Source organism: Taklimakanibacter deserti (assembly GCA_003574785.1).
The window spans coordinates 50,990-73,470 of sequence record QORU01000004.1; the positions used below are offsets into that span (position 1 = coordinate 50,990).

Below are 22,481 nucleotides of genomic sequence, written 5' to 3' on the forward strand. Positions count from 1 at the left end.
GCCGCGGAATTCCGCAAGAGCAAATGCCCCGTTGCCGCGATATTTTAGTTATGAAATAATATCGGGATGCTGGCCAAGCCGCTCACCCTCAAGGACGCCATTGCCCTCGATGCCGCCGATCCGCTCGCGCATTTGCGCGATCTGTTCGAGCTCAAGCCCGGCACCATCTTCATGGACGCCAATTCCATCGGCCCGATGCCGAAGGCCGTGCGGCAATCCGCCGAAGGCCTGCTCGACGACTGGGTGGCGCTCCGCCGCCGCGGCTGGAGCAACCGGCAATGGCTCGACATGCCCTCCAGGCTCGGCGATGCGATTGCGCCCATGATCGGCGCCGGTCCGGGCGAAGTGGTGGTCTGCGATTCGACCACCATCAATCAGTTCAAGGCCGTCGCCCACTGCCTGGCGATCAATCACCCGCGCTCCGTCGTCTTGAGCCAGAACGGGAATTTCCCCACTGACGTACACGTAATTCAGGGCATGATCGAAGCCTCGCGCGGGCGCCTGAGCCTGCGCTTCATCGATACCGAACAGGAAGCCATTGCCGCCATGGATGAAACCGTGGCGGTCGCCGCCTTGAGCCATGTCGACTACCGCTCCGGCGAGCGCTGGGACATGAAGCGCGTCACGGAGGCAGCCCACGCCAAGGGCGTGCTCACCGTGTGGGACACGTCGCATTCGGCGGGCGCCGTGCCAGTGGCGCTCAGGGAGAGCCGGACCGACATGGCGATCGGTTGCGGCTACAAATATCTCTGCACCGGCCCCGGCGGTCCGGCTTATATATATGCGCGTCAGGAGATCGCCGATGCCGTCTGGCCGGCGCTCGCCGGCTGGATGGGTCATGCCGACGTTTTCGGCTTCACCCGCGATTTCGCACCGCATCCGGGCGTCAAGCGCTTCATTGCCGGGACGCCGGCCGTCGCCGCCAATGAGCTGGCGAAAGCCCTCCTCGATATCTGGCCGAAGATCGATCCGCAAAAGCTCTGGGCCAGGCACAGATCGCTGACCGATCTCCTGATCCAATTGCTCGATCAGGAATGCGGATCCTTGGGCATCGAGGTCACATCGCCGCGCGATCATGACAGGCGCGGCGGCAATGTCAGCTTCCGTTCGCCGGGTGCGGGCTCGGTCGTCGAGGCGCTGATCGATCACGGTGTCGTGTCCTCCTTCCGCAAGCCCGACGCCATCCGCTTCGGCGTCAGCCCGCTCGTCATCTCGCATCAGGACATTCATGAAACCGTGGCGCGGCTCAAACGTATCCTCGTCGAAGACATCTGGAAGCAACCGAAGTACAAGAAAGTATCCGTGTGAGCGCGCGCCATCCGGTCTATGGACCCAATCCGTTCAAGCTCGGCATATTCTCGGCCAATGCCGATGGCGGGCTGACGCTGACCACGGTGCCTGAACGCTGGCAGGCGCGCTGGAGCGATATCGCGAAACTGTGCCGCATGGCCGATGCGGCGGGCATCGACTTCTTCCTGCCGATCGCGCGCTGGAAGGGTTTCGGCGGCACCACCAATTCGCGCGAGCATTCCTTCGAGACCTTCACTTTCGCCTCCGCCCTTGCCGCCGTCACCGAGAAGATCGGCATCTTCTCGACCATCCATGTGCCGATGATCCATCCCGTCTATGCCGCGAAGGCGCTGGCCACCGTCGATCACGTGAGCAACGGACGCGCCGGCCTCAATATCGTGGCGGGCTGGAATCCGGATGAGTTCGCCATGTTCGGCATCCATGCCGAGGCCGAGCGCTATGCCCAGGCGCTGGAATGGTATGAAGTGATCACCCGCATCTATAGCGAGCCGAAGCCCTTCGATTTTGCCGGAAAATACTATCAGCTCAAGAATGTCTCCGGTAAGCCGCAGCCGGTGCAGCGCCCGCGGCCCGTCACCTTCAATGCCGCCTTCGGGCCGCCGGGCCGCGATTTCGCCGCCCAGGCCAGCGACTTCCTGCTCACCACATTTTCCGAGATCGATGCCGGCAAGGCGCATATCGCGGATATCAAGGCGCGGGCCGAAAAATTCGGACGCACGCTCGGCGTCTTCGCCACGGCGCATGTCGTCTGCCGGCCCGCGCAGGCCGAGGCCGAGGCTTACTATGAGCGCTATGCGGTGACCGAAGCCGACAAGGGCGCTGTCGACTATCACATGACCCAGAAGCAGAAATTCGCCGGCTCGCATGACGAGGCGACCTTCCGCCTGCATGCCAAGCGCTTCGCCGGCGGCGCCGGCACCTATCCCCTCATCGGCACGCCGAGGAAGATCGTCGACGACATGGTGAAGATGCATCAGGCGGGCTTCGCCGGGACCACCGTGTCTTTCGTCAACTATCTCGACGAGCTTCCCTATTTCGTGAAGGAAGTGTTGCCGCTGATGCGCGACGCGGGATTGAGGGCGGCATGACGGCTGCCCTGCCTCAGGCCTATTTCAATCCGCCGCGCCGGCTGCCTTTCGTGCTGCCGACCCCGCCTCAGGGCAAGAAGCTCATTTCGCTTGCCATCAATGAAAGCCCCTATGGCTGCTCGCGCAAGGCCTGGGTCGCGGCGGAGGCGCGTTTCGGCAATCCCAACCGCTATCCCGACCCCTCGAGCGCCGATCTACGCCGGGCGATAGGCAAGCAATTCGCGCTCGACCCTGAGCGCATCGTCTGCGGCAACGGCTCGGAAGAGCTTCTCGATGTCGTGGCCCGCATGTTCGTGCGCGCGGGCGATGAGATCATCATGTCGCAGTCGGGCTTCTTCCAATTCGCCGTGGTTGCGGCAAGGCTCGGCGCCGAGCTGAAGCGGGCGCCCGAGAACGACTACATCACCGATGTCGACGGACTTCTGGCACTCCTCGGCCCCAAGACCAAGCTCGTCTTCCTTGCTGTTCCCAATAACCCGACCGGCACGCTTCTCCCGGTCGATGACGTCATCCGGCTGCATGAGAATTTGCCGCCTGAGATCGTGCTGGTGCTCGACCTGGCCTATGGCGAATATATGGAGAAGGTCGACCTCGACCGCCTGATGCGCTATGGCGGCGCAAAACCCAATGTCGTCATCACCCGCACCTTCTCGAAGGCCTATGGCCTTGCCGCCTTGCGCGTCGGCTGGGCGCTGGCGCCTGACTGGATGACGCCCGGCCTCAATCTGTTGCGCGGGGTCGGCAATATCAACGCCATCGCGCAGGCGGCGGCCGCGGCCGCCGTCGAGGACCAGGTCTTCGTCGACCGGGTCGTTGCCGAGACGACCGCCGAGAGGAGCTTCCTGGCGCGCCATTTCACGCGGCTCGGGCTCCATTTCGTGCCGGGCTACGGCAATTTCCTGCTGACCCGCTTTCCGGACGAGAAGAGGAAATCGGCGGCGAAATTCATCGATCTGGCCATGCGGGAGGAAGGCATCTGGCTGCGTCCGGTGGGCGAGCCGGGCTTTGCCAATTGGAGCCGTATCGGCCTGGGCAGCCGGGCCGAGAACGACCTTCTGGTGCGGCTGTTGGAAGAGTACCTGAAATGAGCTTAACTATGGGCAATCTAAAACCAGGGAGGAACTACATGAGGAAATCGGTTGTGACGGCGCTGCTTGCGGGTTTGCTCGCGGGCACGTCGATGGCTGAGGCCGCCGACACCAAGATCGGCGCCCTGATGGACGTGACCGGTCCATTGGCGAGCTTCATTCCGCCTTTGATGAATTCCGCCAATTTCGCCATCAAGCATGTGAATGACGGCGGCGGTCTCCTGGACGGCAAGGCCGTGCTCGTGGTCGGCGACAGCCAGGCGGCCTCGCAGCCGGCCGTGGACGCCGCGACCAAGCTCGTCAATGTCGAGAACGTTCCCATCGTCATGGGGGCGCTCGCTTCCGGCTCGACCATTGCCGCGGCGACCGCGGTGACGATTCCCGCCGGCGTCGTGCAGATCTCGCCCACCGCCACCTCGCCCTCCATGACCGACATGAAGGACGACGATCATCTTTTCCGGCTCGTGCCCAGCGACAACTATCAGGGCGACGTGCTCACCAAGATCGTGCTCGACGAGGGCATCAAGAAAGTGGCCATCACCTATGTGAACAACGATTATGGTGTCGGTATCGCCAACACCTTCAAGGCTGCCTATGAGAAGGCGGGCGGCACGGTCACGGCCTTCGAGAAGCATGAAGACAAGAAGAACTCCTATCGCTCCGAGATCGCGACCCTCGCCAAGGGCGAGCCGGAAGCGCTTGTCGTCATTGCTTACGCTTCGGGCTCCGGCTCGAAGATCGTCAAGCAGGCGATCGAAGGCGGTTTCTTCTCGCGCTTCATCGGCACCGACGGCTTGCGCGACGACCAACTCATCAAGGAAGTGGGCGCGGATGCGCTGAAGACGTCCTTCTTCTCGGCCCCGACCTCGCCCGACAAGAACGATGCTTCGGCCAAGCTGCATGAGGCTTTCAACGCCGAATATAAGGAAGGCGCCGACAAGCCCTTCGTCGACCAGACCTATGATGCGACTTTCCTGGCAGCGCTTGCGGTCGAGAAAGCGGGTTCGACCGATCGGGCCAAGATGAGCCAGGCTTTGCGCGACGTGGCGAGCGCCCCGGGCGAGGTCATTGGCCCCGGCGAATGGGCCAAGGCCAAGGAGCTGATCAAGGCCGGCAAGGACATCAATTATGAAGGTGCCGGCGGCTCTTATGAGTTCGACGCCCATGGCGATGTGACGGGCTATATCGGCAAGTTCATCGTCGATGGCGAGACTTACAAGCAGATCGCCATCTTCCAGTAGACACACCCTCACCCCCAACGGGGCAGAGGGAGGGGCCCGATGCGAAGCATCGGGAGGGTGAGGGGGAACGGACGGTGAAGTGTTCCTGCATCTGAACGAATCTTTTCACCGGATCCCCCTCACCCTAACCCTCTCCCCCGCAGGGGGAGAGGGGATTTTGGATAAAGACGGTTCGTGATCACTCTCGAAAACATCATCATGCGCTTCGGCGGCCTTCATGCCGTCGACGATGTGAGCTTTGCCATCGAAAAGGGCGTGATCACCGGTCTCATCGGTCCCAACGGCGCCGGCAAGACGACGCTTTTCAACATCATTGCCGGCCGCCTCTTCCCGACATCGGGCCGGGTGCTCCTGGAAGGCGAGGACATCACGCGCCTCGCTCCACATGAGAGGAGCCGCAAGGGCCTCGCCCGCACCTTCCAGATCCCGCATGAATTCGGCGCGCTCACCGTGATCGAGAACCTCATGGTCGCGGGAGATACAAGCCAGGGCGAGAGCGCTTTCAACGCCGTGCTGCGTCGCCGCCTGTTCCGCCGCGAAGAGCGCGCCGTCTACGAGCGTGCCCGCGACACGCTCGATTTCCTCGAGCTCAAGCATGTCACGACCGAGAAGGCCGGCAATCTGTCGGGCGGCCAGAAGAAGCTGCTCGAGCTTGGCCGCAGCTTGATGCGCGAGCCGCGTCTCATCCTGCTCGACGAGATCGGGGCCGGCATCAACAGGACACTGCTCGGCAAGATCGCCGAGAAGATCAAGCTGCTCAATGCCGAGCGCGGCTATACGTTTTGCCTCATCGAGCATGACCTCGATTATGTCTCGCGCCTGTGCGGCGATGTCATCGTGATGGCGCAAGGGTCGGTCCTGACGCGCGGCACGATCGATCAAGTGCGTCATGACGAGCGCGTCATCGAGGCTTATTTCGGCGGCGGCAAATACGAGGTGGGCACGTGAGCGCCCTCCTCTCGATCGACGGGTTGACCGCCGGCTATGGCGGCCTGCCGATCATCGACAATATCAATCTCAATGTCGCGCCCGGCGAGATCGTCCTCATCATCGGCCCGAATGGCGCCGGCAAGTCGACCGTGATCAAATCGGTCTTCGCGCTCACCAGCATCATTTCCGGATCGATCCGCTTCTCCGGGAACGATATCTCACGGCTCGAGACCCAGAAGCTGGTGCCTTTGGGCATCTCCGCCGTGCCGCAGACGCGCAACATTTTTCCCTCGCTCACCGTCAGGGAGAATCTCGACATCGGCACCTATGCATCGCCGCCGCGCAATCGCGCCGAGGTGGAAAACCGCGTGCTCAGCCTCTTTCCCGATCTCGAGCGCAAGCTCGACCAGCCGGCGGGCGAGCTCTCGGGCGGCCAGCGCCAGATGGTGACTTTGGGCCGCGCTTTGATGAGCGAGCCCTTGCTGCTCTTGCTCGACGAGCCGACCGCGGGCCTGTCGCCCGCCTATCTCGAGCGCATCTTCGATCTCATCCTCGACATCCGTAAAAGCGGCGTCACCATCCTCATGGTCGAGCAGAATGCGAGGCAGGCGCTGAGCATCGCCGACCGCGCCTATGTTCTCGTCAATGGCCGCAATTTCGCGTCCGACACCGGCTTGAACCTCCTTGCCAGTGACGAGATCCGTCGCTCCTTCCTGGGAGGCACTCGCCCCTCATGAAAATGAGCGAGCTATCTCTCGTATTCCCCCTCTCCCGTTGCGCAGCAATGGGAGAGGGTGCCCGACCTTGCTCCGCTGAAGCGAAGCAACCTTGCTGCGCCGAAACGAAGCCCCGGCTTCGCGAAGGCGAGAGGGCGGGTGAGGGCTCTTTGCTTCAGCGAGGAACGCTCATCGAGATTATCGCACACTGCGCGAAAGAGCCCTCATCCGGCCTTCGGCCACCTTCTCCCACGCTACGCGCGGGAGAAGGGAAACGACGGGGCCCCTCCTCATGATGGAGCTCATCAATTTCTATCTGATCCCCGGCCTGGCTCTGGGCTCCATCTATGCCTTGGGCGCGATCGGCATCTCGATGATTTTCGGCATATTGCGCTTTGCCCATTTCGCCCATGGCGATGTGATGACGCTCGGCGCCTATGGCACGCTCACCGCCGTGTGGCTGTCGGGCCTCCATCCCTTGCTGGCGCTACCCGTCGGCATCGTTCTCGCCGTCGCGGCGGTGCTGCTGGCCGACAAGATCTTCTACAAACCCCTGCGCGACCTGCCGACCATCTACACGGTGATCGCCTCCTTCGGCGTGGCGCTGATCTTCCGTTCGTTGATCCAGCTCATCTGGGGAAGCCAGAACCAGGTCTTCATCCGCGGCGTGCAGAAGCCGCTCGTACTCTTTGATATGATTCGCGTTTCGGTGCTTCACCTGGAATCGATCGCGATCATCGTCATCGCCGCGGTCGCGCTGCACTACTTCCTGACACGGACGAAGACCGGCCGCTCGATGCGCGCCGTCTCGGACAATCCCGAACTCGCCCGCGTCGCCGGTCTCGACACCGAGAAGGTGGTGCGCTCGACCTGGATCATCGGCGGCAGCCTAGCCGCCATTGCCGGCGTGCTCGCAGGTCTCGACACCAACATCCAGCCCAATCTCGGCTGGAACCTCATACTGCCGATGTTCGCGGCGACGATCCTGGGTGGCATCGGCAAACCCATGGGCGCGCTCTTGGGCGGCATGGTCATTGGTCTGATCGAGGAGCTTTCCGCCTATCCCTGGATCACGGATGAGCCCCTGATCAATCCGGGCTACAAGACGGCGACCGCCTTTCTGATCATGGTGATCCTGCTCATCTTCCGCCCGCAAGGCCTGCTCAAGGGGAGGCTCCTCTGATGGACCCGATAGGCCTTCTCTTTTATCTGGTCGCCTTCCTCATCGCCGGCGGCATCTATGCCATTCTCTGCCTCGCCCTCAATGTGCAATGGGGCTATGGCGGCCTGTTCAATGCCGGCATTGCGGGCTTCTTCGCGGTCGGCGCCTATACATCGGCACTCCTAACCGCCGCACCGGCGCAAACCCATCTCGGCGGCTATGAGCTGCCTGTGCCCATTGGCATCCTTGCGTCCGCTTTGATCGCCGGGATCACCGGCTGGGCGGTGGCCAAGATCTGCATCAGGCTCAAGAGCGATTATCTCGCCATGGCCTCGATCGGCATCGCCGAGATCCTGCGCATGGTGATCGTCAACGAGGACTGGCTCACCAATGGCAGCCTCGGCATCACCAATATCCCGCGCCCCTTCGACGGCCTGCTCCAGGGCCGCGACGCGGATATCCTCTATCTCGTCGTCGTTTGGCTGATCGTCGGCCTCGTCTATCTGATCTGCAACCGTCTCTATGACAGTCCCTGGGGCCGCGCCTTGCGCGCCGTGCGCGACAACGAGGACGCGGCGCGCGCCGTCGGCAAGGACGTCGATTCCTTCCGGCTGCAGACCTTCGTCATCGGCGCGGCGCTCATGGGGGTCGCGGGCGCACTCAGCGCCCATTATTTCCGCTTCCTGTCGCCCGAGGCGACCGAGCCCCTGCTCATCACCTTCCTCACCTGGGTCATGCTCATGGCGGGTGGCAGCGGCAACAACAAGGGCGCCATCATCGGCGCGCTCGCCGTCTGGGGCATCTGGTCGATGACCGAGATCCTGACCAACCGGCTCCCGGCCGAGCTCGCCACACGATCGTCCTATATCCGCATGCTGCTGATCGGTTTACTTTTGCAGTTCGTTCTGCAGAAATATCGCTCAGGCCTCATCCCCGAGCGCTCGCCGCCCGGCATCGCCTTCGACAAGGACCACGACAAGACCCATGGCTGACTGGATCAAACGCTTCTCGCTCAGCGGCAAGGCTGCTCTCGTCACCGGCGCCACCAAGGGCATCGGTCTCGACATCTGCAAGGTCCTGGCCGATGCCGGCGCCGACATCGCCGCCGTTGCGCGCGATGAGAAAGGTCTCGCCGAGGTGAAGACGGCGGTCGAGGCCCAGGGGCGCAAATGCGTGACCATTGCCGCCGATCTCGCGACTGCGGAAGGCCCGGTCGAGGCCGCGAAGACCGCGCTCAAGTCTTTCGGCACCATCGACATATTGGTGAACAATGCCGGCATCGCCTTGATCGACACGCTGCTCGAGGCCAAGGTCGAGGACTGGGACCAGACCATGGCGGTCAATCTGCGCGCCCCCTTCCTGCTCGCCAGGGAGCTGGCACCGAGGATGATCGCCCAGCGCTCGGGCAAGATCATCAATATCTCGTCTCAGGCCGGCGTCGTCGCCATTGATGGCCATGCCGCCTATTCCGCCTCCAAGGGCGGCCTCAACATGCTGACCAAGGTCATGACGTCGGAATGGGCGAAGCACAATATCCAGACCAACGCGATTTGCCCGACGATCATCTTGACCCCAATGGGCGAGCAGGTCTGGGGCGATCCGGCCAAGGGCAAGCCGATGCTCGACAAGACGCCGCTCGGCCGTTTCGGCAAGCCCCAGGAAGTGGCCGATTGCGTGCTCTATCTGGCCTCCCCCGCTGCCGATCTCGTCTGCGGCGAGACGATCCTCATCGACGGCGGGTTCACGTCGCTTTAGACGGGCGCTTCACTCACGGCCGTTCGGCTCATCGGACGAGCGAGACTCCTTCGTGAAATGATCCATCGCGGCATAGTGGGCTGCATCGTCATACTTCCGGCTGCTGTAGAAAACAGCGACCATGAGACCAATTCCGAGGGCGAAGGAGGCGATGACGCCGAAGATCAACGCTGCCGCGCCGTTACCAGTGAGGCCGTCGAAACCTCCGAGGATGTACGTCGCAAGAAGCACCAGCACGGACAGGAGCAAAGTCGCGACCACGGTGGAAGGGATCGACCGCTGCGTCAGAAAATCCCGGCTCGGTTTGTAGGGCGAGACCGGACCATGATTGAGCGTCATGGGAGGCTCCTTTATCGGTAAGAAATATCCATACAATATTGGTGCCCTTTGGCTCGTGATCAAAGGTAACCTGATAAATTGTATGGATCATCTCCATGCAATATGAGGCGCGGCAGAGACGCGGGAATCCTGAGAATTCGCATGCTATTGACCGTGCCGAGAGTTCCATAGAATACTCTGCTACTGGAGAGTTCTAGAAATTGCATGGATTGGATCCCTACAATATCGGAATGGTCAGGGCCGGTCTATCTGCGCGTCGTGGAGGCCCTCACCTCCGACATCGCCAGCGGGCGGCTGGTGCGCGGCCAGCAGTTGCCGACACATCGCGCATTGGCTGAGGCGCTCGACATTGATCTGACGACGGTCACGCGCGCCTATGGCGAAGCGCGGCGACGCGGCTTGATCGAAGCGCGCGTGGGGCAAGGCACCTTTGTGTCGGAGACCACCGCGCGCGCGGCGGCGAACATCCCGTTTCCGGTCAAGATCGATCTTTCGATGAATGTGCCGCCGCAGCCGGTCGAGGCCAATCTCGATATGCGCATTGCCAAGGGTTTTGCGTCGCTTCAGAGCAAAGCCAGCCTTTCGGCCTTCCTGAACTATCAGCGACCCGGCGGCAGCGATGAGGAACGCGACATCGCGGCCAGCTGGCTGCGCCGACGCATACCGGAGGCGAACCCAGCGCGTGTCGTCATCTATCCGGGAAACCAGGCCATCCTGTTCAACGCGCTGCTGTCGCTCACCTCCCCCGGCGACATCATCCTGACCGAGGCGCTGACCTATCCCGGGATCAAGGCGGCGGCCGCGAAACTGGGGGTCCGTCTCATCGGTGTCGCGATGGATAAGGAAGGCGTCCTGCCCGATGCGCTGATGAGCGCCTGCCGCCAACACCGGCCCAAGGCGGTCTATCTCACGCCGACCCAGCATAACCCGACGACGGCGACGCTCGGTGCCGAGCGCCGGCACGCCGTGGCTGATGTCATATCCAGGAGCGGGACGTTCCTCATCGAGGACGATGCCTATGGCCTCCTCGAGCCATCGGTAGCGCCAATCGCTACTCTGATTCCCGAGCGGACCTATCTCGCCGTTGGCCTGTCGAAGTGCATCGCACCCGCGCTTCGCGTATCGTTTCTGCTGGCGCCCGACGCGACCGGCGAGCAGACCATGCGGAGCAGCCTTCAGGCAACGGCGCAAATGCCGCCGCGATTGATGGTGGCGCTCGTCGCACACTGGTTGAAGACGGGCATTGCCGAAGAAATTGTCTCCGCGATCCGCAATGAAGCTGCCGGTCGCCAGAACCTCGCCAGGAAGATACTTAAGGGGATATCGTTCGCGAGCCGGCCAAGCGCGCATCATCTATGGCTGTCATTGCCGCGCCACTGGAATGCGTCGAGCTTCGCCTCCCACATTCTCCGGGCCGGCCTGGCCGTCGTCGCGAGTGATGCCTTCGCGGTGGAGCAACCTGCCCCGCAGGCGGTGCGCGTCTCGCTGGGTGCTGCGCGCAACCGCGCCGAACTCGCCCAGGCTCTGGAGCTTCTCGCTGCCGCGGTGACTTCGCCACCTGCAATGGATCAGATCGTATAGAGCTTAGACCGCGCCGCCGGGCCGCTTTGGCAAGCCGCGGGAGCTGGCTGGCATCGTTGCCATTGGCGGTCATGCCGGCTAGTCTATCTCGCCTCTGCCGCTTCCGATCTCGTCTGCGGCAAGACGCTCCTGATCGGCGGCAGGCTCGCCTCAGACCGCTCCTTGTGATTTTTGCGCCGGCTTCGTTCGACAACTGATTCTCAAGGGTGTTGCAATGGCCAAGAAAATCAAGCTGAACCGGCTGCGCCTCAAGGAGGCCGGCCGATCGGCCGACAAATACCTTTACTATGACAAGAAGGATATGACGGTCGCCTGGCCGACGCAGCGTGCGAAGGTCAGGCAGGATATGGTCGAGATATCGACGGCGGCCGATATCGAAGCGATGTCGAAATATGACTGGATCTGCGACAGCCAGAAAAATGGTCGCCATACCCGCTTTCGGCGGATCATAGGGAATTCCGGATATCATGGACCGCGCCTCGTCAGTGAGGGCGACTCGTGGTTCCTTCACCCGCTCCTCCTCGATGTCATCGACCATCTGCTGCGGGGCAGGAATCCGCTGGCCGTGTGGAGCACCGACTGCGCCGGGGACACGCTGAGCACCATGTGGAAGGATCGCAAGACCCGGGGCGAATATTGGAACCACATCTTCTGGAGCATTCCGCGCCCCACGATCATGCTGCTCAGTGCCGGCGGCAATGATCTTCTGGGCGGAGGCAAATTATACTTCCTGCTGAATGACTACAGGCGGGGAATGACGGCCGAGGACTTGATCAACAAAACCGAGGTTTCGAAGGTTTTGCCGCCGATCATGAACCTGTTCTCTGCGGTTCTGTCTGAGCTCGAACGGGACTTCCCGAGGATGCGCCTCATCGCACATGGCTATGACTATCCGCGACCGATGAACGACTTATGGATCGGTCAACCCATGCAGCGGCGCAGAATTCCCGCCGGCCAGTTGCAGCGCGCCGTGGTCAAGATCCTGATGGATATGTACAACACCACGCTGCAAAACACTCTAGCGAACTTCTCCCACGCCACCTACGTCAATCTGAGAGACGTGGTGCCGGCCAATGAATGGGATGATGAAATACATCCGAACGATAACGGCTTCGCAAAAGTCGCCGCGAAGATACGGACAGCCATCAACAATCTCTGATCAACGGTGATCGTCGCCAAGGCCGCCGGATACCTTGAGTTGCCGTAACCGCGCTAGTTTGTCTCTCCGGAAGGCTTGATGTCCGTGGCGATATCTCCCAGCGCGCGCTTCCGCGCCAGTCCGCGGTCGCGGTCGGAGACATGGATAAGTCCCGCGATCCGGCGCAGCAGCATGTCCTCATGGGGATCGATGACTCCGTCCGAATAAGCGACCTTCCACATCATCTCGATGATGTCGACGCGCTCGTCGCCGCTCAGGCGGTCATTGATCTGCCTGGTGAAGGAATAATACTGGGTCGATTGTTCGACCGCCCGCTCCGCTGCCTCGACCAGCGAATTGACCGCCTGAGGTGCCAGATTGAACTTGTTGGCCAGCAGGCGCTCGATGGTCGCCCGCTCGGCGGCACCGAAATTCTCATCCATGCGTGCCGCTTCGATCAGAAGGGCCGCCACCGCGTGTTCGATGTCGTCGGTGCCCCGGGCCACCGCAGGCGCTTCGCGGCCGCTGAGAAAATCAAGCAGTCGATCAATCATATGGTCTCCAATGACATGCCGGACGGTAATCCCTGATGTGGAGAAAATTGGGACGGCGGGAGGTCCGCGCAAGCTTCATTACGGATTTTTTATGGGAAAGGCCGGGTAATGTCACCCGCCCTTCACGGCGCCAGCCGTCAGTCCGGCGACGATCTGCCGCTGCGCGAACATGGTCAATACCAGGACCGGCAGCGTCACGACCAGGGCGGCGGCAGCCAGCGGCCCCCAGCTCACCTGCTCATAGGAGAGCATGTTGTAGACCGCGACTGGCAAGGTCCGCGTTTCGCGATTGGCGAGCACCACTCCGAAGACGAAATTGTTCCAGGAGAAGATGATGGCCAAGATCAGCGCCACCACGATCCCGGGCTTCGCGATTGGCAGCGCAACCAGGCGGAACACCTGCCAGCTATTGGCGCCATCGATGCTTGCGGCTTCCTCCAGTTCCATCGGCGTCGTCTCGAAATAGCCGATCATGACCCAGACGACGATGGGGACGGTCACCACCAGATGGATGATGATCTGCGGCCAGATCGTGCCGACGAGCCCTATCCACTGGAACAACAGATAGAGCGGTATGAGGTAGGACAGGCCCGGCGTCATGCGGGCGATCATCACGACGATCGCGGCCTTTTGGGCTTTCAGCCGGGCGATCCCATAGCCCGCAGGCACGCCGATCAGCAGAGCCAGAGCGGTCGCGGCCCCTGTGACGATGATGGAATTCCACAGATAGAGGAGGAAATTGTTCTCGCGGAACACTTGCGCATAATTCGACCAGGCGAAACGTTCAGGGATCAGGATCGGTGGATAAGCTCCATTGTCGATCTCGAATTTCAGCGACAGCGAGAGCATCCAGAGGAAGAACAGGACGGCCGGCGACACGACGACGAGCGCCAGGAAAAGCAGTCCGATGCGGTTGAACACGCGGTTGGTCATCTCCCTTCGGCCTCCGACCATTGCAGGCGCTGGCGCAGCATCAGGAGGATCAAGGAAAGCGCCACGATGATGACGAAGAAGATGATCGCCATCGCCGATGAGTAGCCGATGTCGTAGTAGGCAAAGGCGGTGTTGTAGAGGTAGATGTTGATCGTCTCGGACGCCGTTCCGGGGCCGCCTTGGGTCATCGCATAGATGATGTCGAAGCTCTTCAGGGCATCGATGGTGCGGATGATCGCCGCGACCATGATGAAAGGCGCGATCATCGGCAGTGTCAGGTGATAGAATTTCTGCCAGGCATTCGCGCCGTCGATTTCGGCGCTCTCGTAGGGCTCGCGCGGCAGAGAGGCAAGGCCACCCAGCACGATCAGCATGACCAGCGGCGTCCATTGCCATGTCTCCACCGCAACGAGCGAGGGGATGACGGTCGCGGGATTGAAGATCCACTCCTGCGCCGGGATGCCAACGAGCGACAGCAGGTAGTTGAGAACGCCGAGCTGGGGATGGAACATCATCGTCCAGACCAGCGCGATGGCGACGGGCGTTGCCATCATCGGCATGACGAAGATGCCGCGCAGGAAGCCGCGCCAGGGAAACTTCGCATCGAAGATGAGCGCGGCCAGCGTGCCGAGAAGCAAGGGCATGACCACCGAGAGCAGCGTGTACCATAGCGTATGGCCAAGCGACTCCCAGAACCTCGCATCACCCCAGAGGCGCAGATAGTTGATCGTCCCGACGAAGCTTCTGGGCTGGCCGAGCGTCCATTCATTGCCGCTCATCCAGATGGTGAAGGCCCACGGAAAGACGATGACCGCCAGCACCACGATCAAGGCCGGCATCACGAAGGGCCAGTAATTGGGAGCCAGCCTTGTCGGCCGGCGCCCCTGCTCGTAGGCGGCGATATCCGCCGTCCGGATGGCCCCCGCCATCAGGTCTTTTCGCTCTTCTCGAGCACCGGCTTGAACGCTTCGGTCGCCTTCTTCAGCTCCTCCGCCGGGTCTCCGCCGGCGATGAGGTTGGTCAGCGCCACGCCGAAGGTGTCGCGGAACTCGGTGACCGGCACGATGACCGGCAAGGCCAGGCGGCTGATGTCACCCGAGCCCGCGACCGCATCGACCCACTCGCCCGGCATGGTGACGCCGGAGCGAACCTTCTGATCGCCGAGGACCGACTTGCGGAAGGGAACGCCGGCGCCCGCCTGCAGGAGCCTCGCGCCCATGAGCGGCGAGACGGCCCACTGGCAGAACAGATAGGCGGCCTCCTTCTTCTCGCTGGCGGCAGTGACGGCGATGCCGTCGCCAAACGTGCCGGAAGCATGGGCCTTCGGACCCTTGGGCATGACGCCATAGCCGACCTTGCCGACCACACGCGACTTGTCCGGATTCTCGAGCGGCGGCGCAAAGCCGACACCGTCGAACCACATGCCGATCTTGCCCTGCAGAAACGCCGACTGCGATTCGGCCCAGTTGAAGCCGGCGACGCCGGGCGGTGCCGAAGTGGTCATCAACCGCTTGTAGAGTGCTGCCGCCTCGATTGCCTCGGGCGTTGTCGTCTGCAACTCACCCTTGTCGACCGCATATTTGTCGAAGCCCAGGAGAAGCGATGTCCACACCGGCACATTGGCATTCTTGAGGCCGCGCGCGACAAATCCGAAGGTGCCGGCATCCTTGTCGGTCAAGGCTTCGGCGGCCTTGGCCATGTCTTCGAAAGTTGCCGGATATGCGAGACCCTTGGCCTGGAAGAGGTCCTTGTTCCAGTAGATGATCCAGTAGTCGACCGAGAACGGCAGCGAATGCAGTGTCCCATCGGCGTTCTTGGCGAAGGCGAGGCCGGCATCGGCAAAGTCGCCCTCCGTCGTGGCCGCGTCGGTGAGCGAGGGATCCTTCAGGAAGCCACCGATATCGGCGAGCCACCCGCCCTTCTCGAACTGCCTTTTCTGCACGTGGTAGGAAAGATGGACGACGTCGAAGCTGGGCTTCCCGGAGGAGAGCTCGATGACCGTCTTCTGCCGCTGCTGTTGCTCGGGCGTAGCCTCGGCATTGACCTTGATGCCGGTCAATTCCTCGAACTCGGGCAGATATTTGAGCAGCGTGTCGCTGCGCGGACTTTTGACCAGATTGACCTCGAGCGTCTGGCCGGAGAACCTCTTCCAGTCGACTTCCGCAGAAAAGACCGGGCGAACCCCGATGACGCCGGCCGCGCCGAGGCCCGCTGCTCCGCCAAGAAAGTCGCGCCGTGTCGGCCTGAATGTTTTGATTGTCATTTTTTCCTCCATCTATCTTCGCAATTGATGTTACTGCCCCAGGAAATAGTTCGGAAGCGCCGTCGTCAGCGGCGGCCAGAGCGAAATCGCGGCAAGGACGACCAGCAGCGGGATGAGCCAGGGCACGATCGCCCGCGACATGGCCTCGAAGCTTATCCCGGCGATCTTCGAAGTGATGAAGAGCACGACCCCGACCGGCGGCGTGATGGTGCCGATCATCAGGTTGAGGACGAAAATCAGCCCGAACTGTATGGGATCGATGCCAAGCGTCGCCGCGACCGGCGTCAGGATCGGAATGAGGATCAGCATCGCCGCCAGCGCTTCCATGAAGCAGCCAATGAACAGCAGCAGCAGGTTGACGATCAGCAGGAAGAGCAGCGGATTGCCGAGATTGTCCGCGAACAATGGCGTGACCAGCTGCGGAATGCGGGCGATCGACAGGCACCAGGCCATGGCCGCCGCGGTCATCACCAGCGCCAGCACCGTCCCCGTCGTCTCGACCGTGTCGACGACGAGCTTCGGCAATTCACGGATGTCGAACTCGCGATAGACGAAAAGACCGAGGATGAGCGCGTAGACGGTGGCGACAGCGGCGGCTTCCGTCGGCGTCATGATGCCGGCCATCATGCCGCCGAACAGGATGACCGGCGTCATCAGGGCCCAATGGGCACGGCGGTAAGCGATCCAGAAGTCACGGAAACCGGGAAAGGCATGCTTGGGCATATCGCGCCTGATGGCCACGACACTCACCATTGCTGCCAGGGTGAGGGCCATTAGCAGGCCCGGAAGGACCCCGGCCAGGAACAGGCCACCAATGGAGACATCGGCGCTGACCCCATAGATGACCATAGGCAGCGACGGCGGAATGATCGGGCCGATCGTCGCCGAAGCCGCGGTAATGGCGGCCGCCGTCTCGGCGTCGTAGCCCTCGTTTTTCATCGCGCGGATCTCGAGCGAGCCCACCCCTCCCGCATCCGCTACCGCCGATCCCGACATGCCGGCGAAAATGACGCTCGCCAGGATATTGGCGTGGCACAGGCCGCCGCGCACCCAGCCGACGCAAGCCGTGGCGAAAGCAAAGATCCGGTCGGTGATGCCGGCCGAATTCATGATATTGCCCATGAGTACGAAAAGCGGTGCCGCCAGCAGCGGGAAGGAATTGACCGATTGCGCGATCTTCTGGGGCACGATGTCGACCGGCATGCCGGCGAGTGCCACGAAGGCGAAGGCCGCGAGCCCCATCGAGGCGAACATCGGCAGGCCTAGCATCAGTGCCGCGAGCCACACCACGAGGATTGTCAGCATGAGCTCCGTCATAGCGGCACCTCCGTCGCGACGACGAATCTGTGCTTGCCTTTGATCACCTCGATGATCTGCACGAGAGCCTGGAGGATGACGGCAAGACCCGCAATCGGCATGGGAATGTAGACGAGCGAGACCGACAGAGGCAGGCTCACCCATTCGACATCGATATTGCGTTGGATGAGCCCAAAACTCTTGACGAGCAGGATCATGCCCAACAGCGCCACCAGCACCTGGGCCGCGATCTCGGCCGCTTGCCGCGCGCGCCCCTTGAGACGGTCGATGATCAATCCGATGCGGATATGCGCGCGGCTGCGGCTGGCGATGATCCAGCCGACGAAGGCCGTCCAGACCAGTAGATACTGGGCAGCCTCATCCGACCAAGCGAGCGGCTCGCCGACCAGACGAAAGACCACCCCCAGAAAGACCGCGGCGAGCATGGCCAGCAGCAGCAGCACTGCTGCAGCTTCTATCACACGATCCGACCATTTCGACAAAGTGTTCAGCACCTTTCTCTCCAAGATTCCCCTTCTCCCGCGCGGCACGCGTGGGAGAAGGTGGCCGAAGGCCGGATGAGGGCTCTTTCGCGCAATGTGCTCTGATCGCGACGAGTATTCCTAGCTGAGACAAAGAGCCCTCACCCGCCCTTCGGGCACCCTCTCCCATTGCTTCGCAACGGGAGAGGGGAAATATGGGGACGGCCCTCTCGTTAAGATCGATCAGAGGGCCGCGAGGGAGTCCCAGGTGCCCTTGCCCCACTTCTCCTCGAATTTCGGCGGCAGCTGCTCGAGTACCGGCTTGCGGAAGCTTTCCACATCCGGCTCGATCACCGTCATGCCGGCATCCTTGAGCTTGCCGAGGAGCGTGCCTTCCTGGCTCGCGAGCTCCGCGTCCTGCCATTTGACGCCCTCGGCAATGGCCTCATCGAGTATGGCGCGGTCGGCCGGATCGAGCGCCGTGAGCGCCGCTTCATTCGCAATGATGAGGCGCGGCGTGATGATATGGCCGGTCAGCACCAGATATTTCTGCACCTCGTTGAGCTTGGCCGTGGCGATGGTCGGCAGCGGGTTCTCCTGGCCGTCGACGGCGCCCTGGCTCAGCGCCAGATAGAGCTCGTTGAAGTTGATGGGCGTCGCCTTGGCGCCCCAGGCTTCGGCCATGGCCCGGAAGGTGTCGACCGGCGGCACGCGTAGCTTGAAGCCTGCCATGTCGGCTGCCGTCTTCACGTCCTTCTTGCCGGTGGTGAGATGCCGCTTGCCGTAATAAGTGACGGCGAGCATCCGCAAGCCGCGCTTCTTGACGAGGTCGTCATTCATGCCGGCGAATTGCGGCGATGCGCCGACCTTGGCCATTTGCGCCGCATCTTTCCACAGATAGGGCGCCTCGATGACCGAGAGCTGGGGCAACAGCGCGCCCAAGGCAGCGGCACCGTCCGTCGTGAAGGCCAGCGCGCCCGAGACGACCGCATCCATCATGTCCTTGCCGGAGCCGAGCTGACCATTGGGGAAGGATTGGATGTCGATGCGTCCGGACGATTTTTCCTTGGCAATGGCGGCGATCTTGTCGATCATCTGCACCTGCGGATGCGTGGTGGCCAGCATGTCCCCCCAGCGGATGACCGTCTGCTGCGCCCGCAATAGGGTTGGCGCAAATACCGAGGCCGCCGCTGACACGGCCGCACCTGCCATCAATCCACGTCTTGTCGGCTTGTACATGTTGAGACTCCTCCCATTAGACTTCACGCTTTTTTTCAAATACTCAGGGCGCGCTGGCGTGCGATGCCGATATGCTCCGCCATGGCGTGCGCTGCTGCGTCTTCGTCATGGCGTTCGATCGCGTCGATGATCTTCATATGCTCGCCGATCACCTGTGGAATCATCCTCACATAGAGGCGCGTCTCCGCCAGCCGGATCAGCTTGATCTTGATCCAGTTGACCCGATAGGCATTGGAGATGATCTCATTGTTGAGATGATCGATCACCGCCTCGTGCAGCATGAGGTCGGTCGCTTCCGCCTCCTCCATCAGGCCCTGGTCTTCACCCGCATTGTGACGGGCAAGGATCGCCTCGTGCTTCAGCCTTATGTCGGCGATGAGATCGGATGAAGCGCTGCGGGCGAAAATGCGCACCGCTGATTCTTCAAGAAACAATCTGAACTGGAAGGCGTTGCGGACCAACTGGATGTCGACCTGCGGCACTTGCATGCCGCGATGCGGCGCGGTGCGGATCAGCCCTTCCGCTTCGAGCCGCGGCACCAATTCGCGAATGGCTCCGAGCGGCAACCCGGTGATGGCGACGAGTTGGCGCTGGGTGATGAACTGTCCCGGCTTGATCTTGTTGGCGAGCAGGCTCCGCGTATAGCCGACATAGGCCTGCTCGCGCAGTTTCAATGCTTCATGGCCCTCGCTCATGCGCGTCTTCGATCCTGATCCGGGGCAAGGAGCGCCTCATAGGAGCGCGTGAGCGTGCTTCGCTCAGGAGCCGAAAGATCGACCAGCGGCGCCCGCATCCGGGCATAGGCGTCATCGCCATGCATATGCGCGACGAGCGCTTTCACCGCCGGCAAAACCGGATAGGAGGTTATCAGATTGACGACCGGCACGATCAGGGGGTTGTCATTGCGGTCATGGATCACGTCGCGCAGGAGCCAGGGCGCGAGATTCGCCAGGCCGCAGATCGATCCTTGCGCTCCCTTGCGCATCGCTTCGGCGAGATATCGCTCCTCACCGACGAGGATCGCCAATTCGCCATGCGCGGCGAGGAAGGTCTCAGTCGTGGCCTTGTCGCCGGAAGAATCCTTGATCCCGGCAACCACGCCGGGAAAGGCTCGTTTCAGGCGGCCAACGAGATCGACCGACAGCGGGACGGCCGTTTGTCCTGGAATGTGATAGAGGATGATGCCGCGGGCGTCGCCGCCGATGCCCTCGATCACGCGCGAGAACCAGGCAAAAAGCCCGTCCTCGTCCGGCCCTTTGAAGTAATAAGGTGGTGCCAGCAGGAGGCCGCGCGCGCCGAAATCCAAAGCCAGCCGCGCCTGAGCGACGGCATCGACCAGCGTCGTCGCCGACACGCCGGCATAAAGCTGCTCGCCCGTCACACCGCTGCCGATCATCCCGCCCAACATGCGGGCGCGTTCATCGATGCCGATCGAGAAGCCTTCGCCGGTCGTGCCAAAGAGGGTGATGCTGTCTGAGCCCTTGGCGAGGACGTGGTGTGCATGGCGCAAGAGGCGCGCCAGGTCGACCGATCCTTCCGCGTTGAAGGGTGTGATGAGGGCGGTGGAAAGACCGAAGATGTCTTGCTTTTTCATGTGTAACTGCATAGTCATAACTTACTAACATGTTGCTCAGTTTTCTAGCTAAGGTCAAGTACCGAAACCTAAATTTGGAAGGTTTTCAACTGGACGCCTCGGGCGACCCGGTTCGGTGGTGTGCTCCGTCACGAGGCCGAGTTTACCCCTTCTGTTCAACTGCGACCTCTTCGTAGGCAGCCCCTTTGCCCACACACTGCCGAGCAGACAGGTGGGCCTGTCAGCGCCGTCCTCGAGAGCGATCAGGCCGACATGTTCGTTTCGCTTCCGTGCTGGCGACCAAGGCTTGTCATGGCAGCAGTGTCGCCGGAATATGCGATATACGGCGCCACCAATATCAATCTGCGCAACGTGGTGCCCGCTGACGATTGGCATGACGAGATACATCCCAATGACCGCGGCTTCGGAAAAACTGCCGCGAAATTGCGAGCGGCCATCTAGTATTTGCGAGTCATCGCGGGTTCGCCGCTAGCCGGCGCTCCAGGCGGCGCGACAGATCGGTCAAGGGATAGCATATGGCGAAATAGATCAGCGCCACCATCCCGTAGACCAGGAAGGGCTGGAAAGTCGCATTGGTCACGATCTGGGCGGTCCTTGTCAACTCATGGTAGCCGACAATCGAGGCAAGGGCCGTGCTCTTGACCAGTTGGACGAGGAAACCCACGGTGGGCGGTATGGCGATGCGCAGGGCTTGCGGCAGGATGACGAGGCGCAACTGCGCCAGGTAATGCAGCCCGAGGCTGGAGCTGCCGTCCCATTGGCCGCGCGGTATGGACTCGACGGCGCCGCGCCAGATGTCGGTGAGGAACGCGCTCGAATAGAAGGTCAGGCAGACCGCGGCGGCAAGCCAGGCCGAAACATCGATGCCGAGCCGCGGCAGGCCGAAATAGACCAGGAAAAGCTGCATCAGCAGCGGCGTGCTCTGGAACAGCTCGACATAGAGAGCGATGGTCCTTTGGACCCATTTGCCGAAGCCGAAGCGAAGCACGAGCAGGACCAGCGCCAGGATCCCGCCCCCGGCAAAGGCAATCGCCGAAAGCAGCAGGGTCCAGCGCCCGGCCAGCAGGAGATTGCGCGCTATGTCCCAGAGCGTGAAGTCGTTCATTGCGTCCGCCCGGCAAACAGGCTGCGTCCGGCGAGCGCCAGCAATCGCCGCAGCAGCAAGGCGAGGATCAGATAGATGACCGTGACGACGAGATAGGTCTCGAAGCTGCGGAAATTGCGCGACTGGATGAGATCGGCCACATGGGTCAGATCGACGACGGCGATCTGCGAGACCACGGCCGATTCGAGCATGGTGATGGTGATTTGCGCGACGAGAGCGGGATAGACAGTCGCCAAGGCCTGCGGCAGCACGATGAGCCCGAACACGCCGAGCCCATGCAGGCCCATGGCCCGGCCAGCCTCGGCCTGGCCGGGCGGTACCGCGTCCAATCCCGCTCTGATGATTTCGATCGCATAGGCAGTGAGATTGATGATCATCGCCAGGGCCGCGGCCGTGAGAGCGCTGAGCCTCAGGCCCAGACTCGGCAGGCCGAAGAAGATGAAGAACATCTGCACGATGAACGGCGTGTTGCGGATCAGCTCGACATAACCGGCAATCAGCCGCCGCACCCAGTCGTTCTTGCTGCGCGCGGCGGCGGCGCCGACGATGCCCAAGGCAATGCCGGCAACCGATGCAAGAGCCGTCAAGCCCAGCGTGACCGTCGTGCCTTCCAGGAATAGACCGAGATACTGGACCAGCGCTCCGAAATCGAGCTGATAGCCCATG

Annotated in this window: 24 protein-coding genes; 12 read left to right on the top strand and 12 right to left on the bottom strand. The window is 62.1% G+C overall.

Annotated elements, in window-relative coordinates; genetic code table 11:
- Positions 1–66 precede the first annotated feature (66 nt).
- The 9 genes from DS839_RS08995 to DS839_RS09035 all read left to right on the top strand — a co-directional run bounded on the left by DS839_RS08995 (position 67) and on the right by DS839_RS09035 (position 9,291).
- A complete protein-coding gene (locus DS839_RS08995) occupies positions 67–1,308 on the top strand; it encodes a kynureninase (protein WP_119269987.1) in 1,242 nt (413 codons plus the stop codon).
- On the top strand, positions 1,305–2,399 hold the full coding sequence (locus tag DS839_RS09000; protein ID WP_119269988.1) for an LLM class flavin-dependent oxidoreductase: 1,095 nt from the start codon (positions 1,305–1,307) through the stop codon (positions 2,397–2,399). The genes DS839_RS08995 and DS839_RS09000 overlap by 4 nt, the downstream gene beginning before the upstream one ends.
- Positions 2,396–3,487: a pyridoxal phosphate-dependent aminotransferase gene (locus DS839_RS09005; protein ID WP_119269989.1), complete on the top strand. Its 1,092-nt coding sequence runs from the start codon at positions 2,396–2,398 to the stop codon at positions 3,485–3,487. Before DS839_RS09000 ends, DS839_RS09005 begins: the two co-directional genes overlap by 4 nt.
- A gap of 38 nt (positions 3,488–3,525) precedes the next feature.
- Positions 3,526–4,728 carry an ABC transporter substrate-binding protein gene (locus DS839_RS09010; RefSeq protein ID WP_119269990.1) on the top strand — a complete coding sequence of 401 codons (1,203 nt, stop codon included), beginning with the start codon at positions 3,526–3,528 and terminating at the stop codon, positions 4,726–4,728.
- Between the two features lie 174 nt (positions 4,729–4,902).
- Positions 4,903–5,676 carry an ABC transporter ATP-binding protein gene (locus DS839_RS09015; RefSeq protein ID WP_119269991.1) on the top strand — a complete coding sequence of 258 codons (774 nt, stop codon included), beginning with the start codon at positions 4,903–4,905 and terminating at the stop codon, positions 5,674–5,676.
- Positions 5,673–6,395, top strand: a complete 723-nt coding sequence (locus tag DS839_RS09020; RefSeq protein WP_119269992.1) for an ABC transporter ATP-binding protein — start codon at positions 5,673–5,675, stop codon at positions 6,393–6,395. Before DS839_RS09015 ends, DS839_RS09020 begins: the two co-directional genes overlap by 4 nt.
- Positions 6,396–6,666: 271 nt before the next feature.
- Positions 6,667–7,557, top strand: coding sequence for a branched-chain amino acid ABC transporter permease (locus DS839_RS09025; RefSeq protein ID WP_119269993.1), 891 nt, complete (start codon positions 6,667–6,669; stop codon positions 7,555–7,557).
- On the top strand, positions 7,557–8,528 hold the full coding sequence (locus tag DS839_RS09030) for a branched-chain amino acid ABC transporter permease (protein WP_119269994.1): 972 nt from the start codon (positions 7,557–7,559) through the stop codon (positions 8,526–8,528). Before DS839_RS09025 ends, DS839_RS09030 begins: the two co-directional genes overlap by 1 nt.
- Positions 8,521–9,291 (top strand): SDR family NAD(P)-dependent oxidoreductase, encoded by a 771-nt coding sequence (locus DS839_RS09035; RefSeq protein ID WP_119269995.1) that lies wholly within the window; start codon positions 8,521–8,523, stop codon positions 9,289–9,291. Before DS839_RS09030 ends, DS839_RS09035 begins: the two co-directional genes overlap by 8 nt.
- Before the next feature lie 9 nt (positions 9,292–9,300).
- On the opposite strand, the gene DS839_RS09040 is transcribed toward DS839_RS09035, so the two are convergent.
- Positions 9,301–9,630, bottom strand: a complete 330-nt coding sequence (locus tag DS839_RS09040) for a hypothetical protein (protein WP_119269996.1) — start codon at positions 9,628–9,630, stop codon at positions 9,301–9,303.
- Between the two features lie 204 nt (positions 9,631–9,834).
- On the opposite strand from DS839_RS09040, the gene DS839_RS09045 reads away from it, so the two are divergent.
- Positions 9,835–11,211, top strand: a complete 1,377-nt coding sequence (locus DS839_RS09045) for an aminotransferase-like domain-containing protein (protein WP_119269997.1) — start codon at positions 9,835–9,837, stop codon at positions 11,209–11,211.
- A 214-nt stretch (positions 11,212–11,425) separates the two neighbouring features.
- Positions 11,426–12,370, top strand: coding sequence for an SGNH/GDSL hydrolase family protein (locus DS839_RS09050; RefSeq protein WP_119269998.1), 945 nt, complete (start codon positions 11,426–11,428; stop codon positions 12,368–12,370).
- Between the two features lie 53 nt (positions 12,371–12,423).
- On the opposite strand, the gene DS839_RS09055 is transcribed toward DS839_RS09050, so the two are convergent.
- The 9 genes from DS839_RS09055 to DS839_RS09095 all read right to left on the bottom strand — a co-directional run bounded on the left by DS839_RS09055 (position 12,424) and on the right by DS839_RS09095 (position 20,710).
- The gene (locus DS839_RS09055; RefSeq protein WP_119269999.1) at positions 12,424–12,903 is read right to left on the bottom strand and encodes a tellurite resistance TerB family protein; all 480 of its coding nucleotides are present in this window, start codon (positions 12,901–12,903) and stop codon (positions 12,424–12,426) included.
- Positions 12,904–13,014: 111 nt separating this feature from the next.
- Positions 13,015–13,836, bottom strand: coding sequence for a carbohydrate ABC transporter permease (locus tag DS839_RS09060; protein ID WP_119270000.1), 822 nt, complete (start codon positions 13,834–13,836; stop codon positions 13,015–13,017).
- Positions 13,833–14,765, bottom strand: coding sequence for a carbohydrate ABC transporter permease (locus DS839_RS09065; RefSeq protein WP_119270001.1), 933 nt, complete (start codon positions 14,763–14,765; stop codon positions 13,833–13,835). Before DS839_RS09065 ends, DS839_RS09060 begins: the two co-directional genes overlap by 4 nt.
- On the bottom strand, positions 14,765–16,099 hold the full coding sequence (locus tag DS839_RS09070; RefSeq protein ID WP_119270002.1) for an ABC transporter substrate-binding protein: 1,335 nt from the start codon (positions 16,097–16,099) through the stop codon (positions 14,765–14,767). Before DS839_RS09070 ends, DS839_RS09065 begins: the two co-directional genes overlap by 1 nt.
- Positions 16,100–16,129: 30 nt before the next feature.
- Complete coding sequence (locus tag DS839_RS09075) at positions 16,130–17,416, bottom strand: TRAP transporter large permease (protein ID WP_119270003.1); 1,287 nt, start codon at positions 17,414–17,416, stop codon at positions 16,130–16,132.
- Positions 17,413–17,910, bottom strand: a complete 498-nt coding sequence (locus DS839_RS09080) for a TRAP transporter small permease (RefSeq protein ID WP_368911401.1) — start codon at positions 17,908–17,910, stop codon at positions 17,413–17,415. Before DS839_RS09080 ends, DS839_RS09075 begins: the two co-directional genes overlap by 4 nt.
- 210 nt (positions 17,911–18,120) lie before the next feature.
- Complete coding sequence (locus DS839_RS09085; protein ID WP_119270004.1) at positions 18,121–19,116, bottom strand: sialic acid TRAP transporter substrate-binding protein SiaP; 996 nt, start codon at positions 19,114–19,116, stop codon at positions 18,121–18,123.
- 35 nt (positions 19,117–19,151) lie between these two features.
- On the bottom strand, positions 19,152–19,811 hold the full coding sequence (locus tag DS839_RS09090) for a GntR family transcriptional regulator (protein ID WP_119270005.1): 660 nt from the start codon (positions 19,809–19,811) through the stop codon (positions 19,152–19,154).
- Positions 19,808–20,710, bottom strand: a complete 903-nt coding sequence (locus DS839_RS09095; RefSeq protein WP_119270006.1) for a dihydrodipicolinate synthase family protein — start codon at positions 20,708–20,710, stop codon at positions 19,808–19,810. The genes DS839_RS09090 and DS839_RS09095 overlap by 4 nt, the downstream gene beginning before the upstream one ends.
- Before the next feature lie 291 nt (positions 20,711–21,001).
- On the opposite strand from DS839_RS09095, the gene DS839_RS36370 reads away from it, so the two are divergent.
- Complete coding sequence (locus tag DS839_RS36370) at positions 21,002–21,151, top strand: hypothetical protein (protein WP_162918409.1); 150 nt, start codon at positions 21,002–21,004, stop codon at positions 21,149–21,151.
- Positions 21,152–21,161: 10 nt separating this feature from the next.
- On the opposite strand, the gene DS839_RS09100 is transcribed toward DS839_RS36370, so the two are convergent.
- Entirely contained in the window at positions 21,162–21,815 is a 654-nt protein-coding gene (locus DS839_RS09100) for an amino acid ABC transporter permease (protein WP_119270007.1), read from the bottom strand.
- Positions 21,812–22,480, bottom strand: coding sequence for an amino acid ABC transporter permease (locus DS839_RS09105; RefSeq protein ID WP_119270008.1), 669 nt, complete (start codon positions 22,478–22,480; stop codon positions 21,812–21,814). The genes DS839_RS09100 and DS839_RS09105 overlap by 4 nt, the downstream gene beginning before the upstream one ends.
- Position 22,481 lies beyond the last annotated feature (1 nt).

Excerpts from the sequence above, each read along its gene's own strand:
- DS839_RS09070 (WP_119270002.1), bottom strand. The coding sequence starts at position 16,099 with ATGACAATCAAAACATTCAGGCCGACACGGCGCGACTTTCTTGGCGGA.
- DS839_RS09035 (WP_119269995.1), top strand. The coding sequence starts at position 8,521 with ATGGCTGACTGGATCAAACGCTTCTCGCTCAGCGGCAAGGCTGCTCTC.
- DS839_RS09025 (WP_119269993.1), top strand. The coding sequence starts at position 6,667 with ATGATGGAGCTCATCAATTTCTATCTGATCCCCGGCCTGGCTCTGGGC.
- DS839_RS09095 (WP_119270006.1), bottom strand. The coding sequence starts at position 20,710 with ATGAAAAAGCAAGACATCTTCGGTCTTTCCACCGCCCTCATCACACCC.
- DS839_RS09055 (WP_119269999.1), bottom strand. The coding sequence starts at position 12,903 with ATGATTGATCGACTGCTTGATTTTCTCAGCGGCCGCGAAGCGCCTGCG.
- DS839_RS09040 (WP_119269996.1), bottom strand. The coding sequence starts at position 9,630 with ATGACGCTCAATCATGGTCCGGTCTCGCCCTACAAACCGAGCCGGGAT.
- DS839_RS09005 (WP_119269989.1), top strand. The coding sequence starts at position 2,396 with ATGACGGCTGCCCTGCCTCAGGCCTATTTCAATCCGCCGCGCCGGCTG.
- DS839_RS09105 (WP_119270008.1), bottom strand. The coding sequence starts at position 22,480 with ATGGGCTATCAGCTCGATTTCGGAGCGCTGGTCCAGTATCTCGGTCTA.
- DS839_RS09085 (WP_119270004.1), bottom strand. The coding sequence starts at position 19,116 with ATGTACAAGCCGACAAGACGTGGATTGATGGCAGGTGCGGCCGTGTCA.
- DS839_RS09045 (WP_119269997.1), top strand. The coding sequence starts at position 9,835 with ATGGATTGGATCCCTACAATATCGGAATGGTCAGGGCCGGTCTATCTG.
- DS839_RS36370 (WP_162918409.1), top strand. The coding sequence starts at position 21,002 with ATGGCAGCAGTGTCGCCGGAATATGCGATATACGGCGCCACCAATATC.
- DS839_RS09010 (WP_119269990.1), top strand. The coding sequence starts at position 3,526 with ATGAGGAAATCGGTTGTGACGGCGCTGCTTGCGGGTTTGCTCGCGGGC.
- DS839_RS09030 (WP_119269994.1), top strand. The coding sequence starts at position 7,557 with ATGGACCCGATAGGCCTTCTCTTTTATCTGGTCGCCTTCCTCATCGCC.
- DS839_RS09050 (WP_119269998.1), top strand. The coding sequence starts at position 11,426 with ATGGCCAAGAAAATCAAGCTGAACCGGCTGCGCCTCAAGGAGGCCGGC.
- DS839_RS09060 (WP_119270000.1), bottom strand. The coding sequence starts at position 13,836 with ATGACCAACCGCGTGTTCAACCGCATCGGACTGCTTTTCCTGGCGCTC.
- DS839_RS09075 (WP_119270003.1), bottom strand. The coding sequence starts at position 17,416 with ATGACGGAGCTCATGCTGACAATCCTCGTGGTGTGGCTCGCGGCACTG.
- DS839_RS08995 (WP_119269987.1), top strand. The coding sequence starts at position 67 with ATGCTGGCCAAGCCGCTCACCCTCAAGGACGCCATTGCCCTCGATGCC.
- DS839_RS09100 (WP_119270007.1), bottom strand. The coding sequence starts at position 21,815 with ATGAACGACTTCACGCTCTGGGACATAGCGCGCAATCTCCTGCTGGCC.
- DS839_RS09090 (WP_119270005.1), bottom strand. The coding sequence starts at position 19,811 with ATGAGCGAGGGCCATGAAGCATTGAAACTGCGCGAGCAGGCCTATGTC.
- DS839_RS09065 (WP_119270001.1), bottom strand. The coding sequence starts at position 14,765 with ATGGCGGGGGCCATCCGGACGGCGGATATCGCCGCCTACGAGCAGGGG.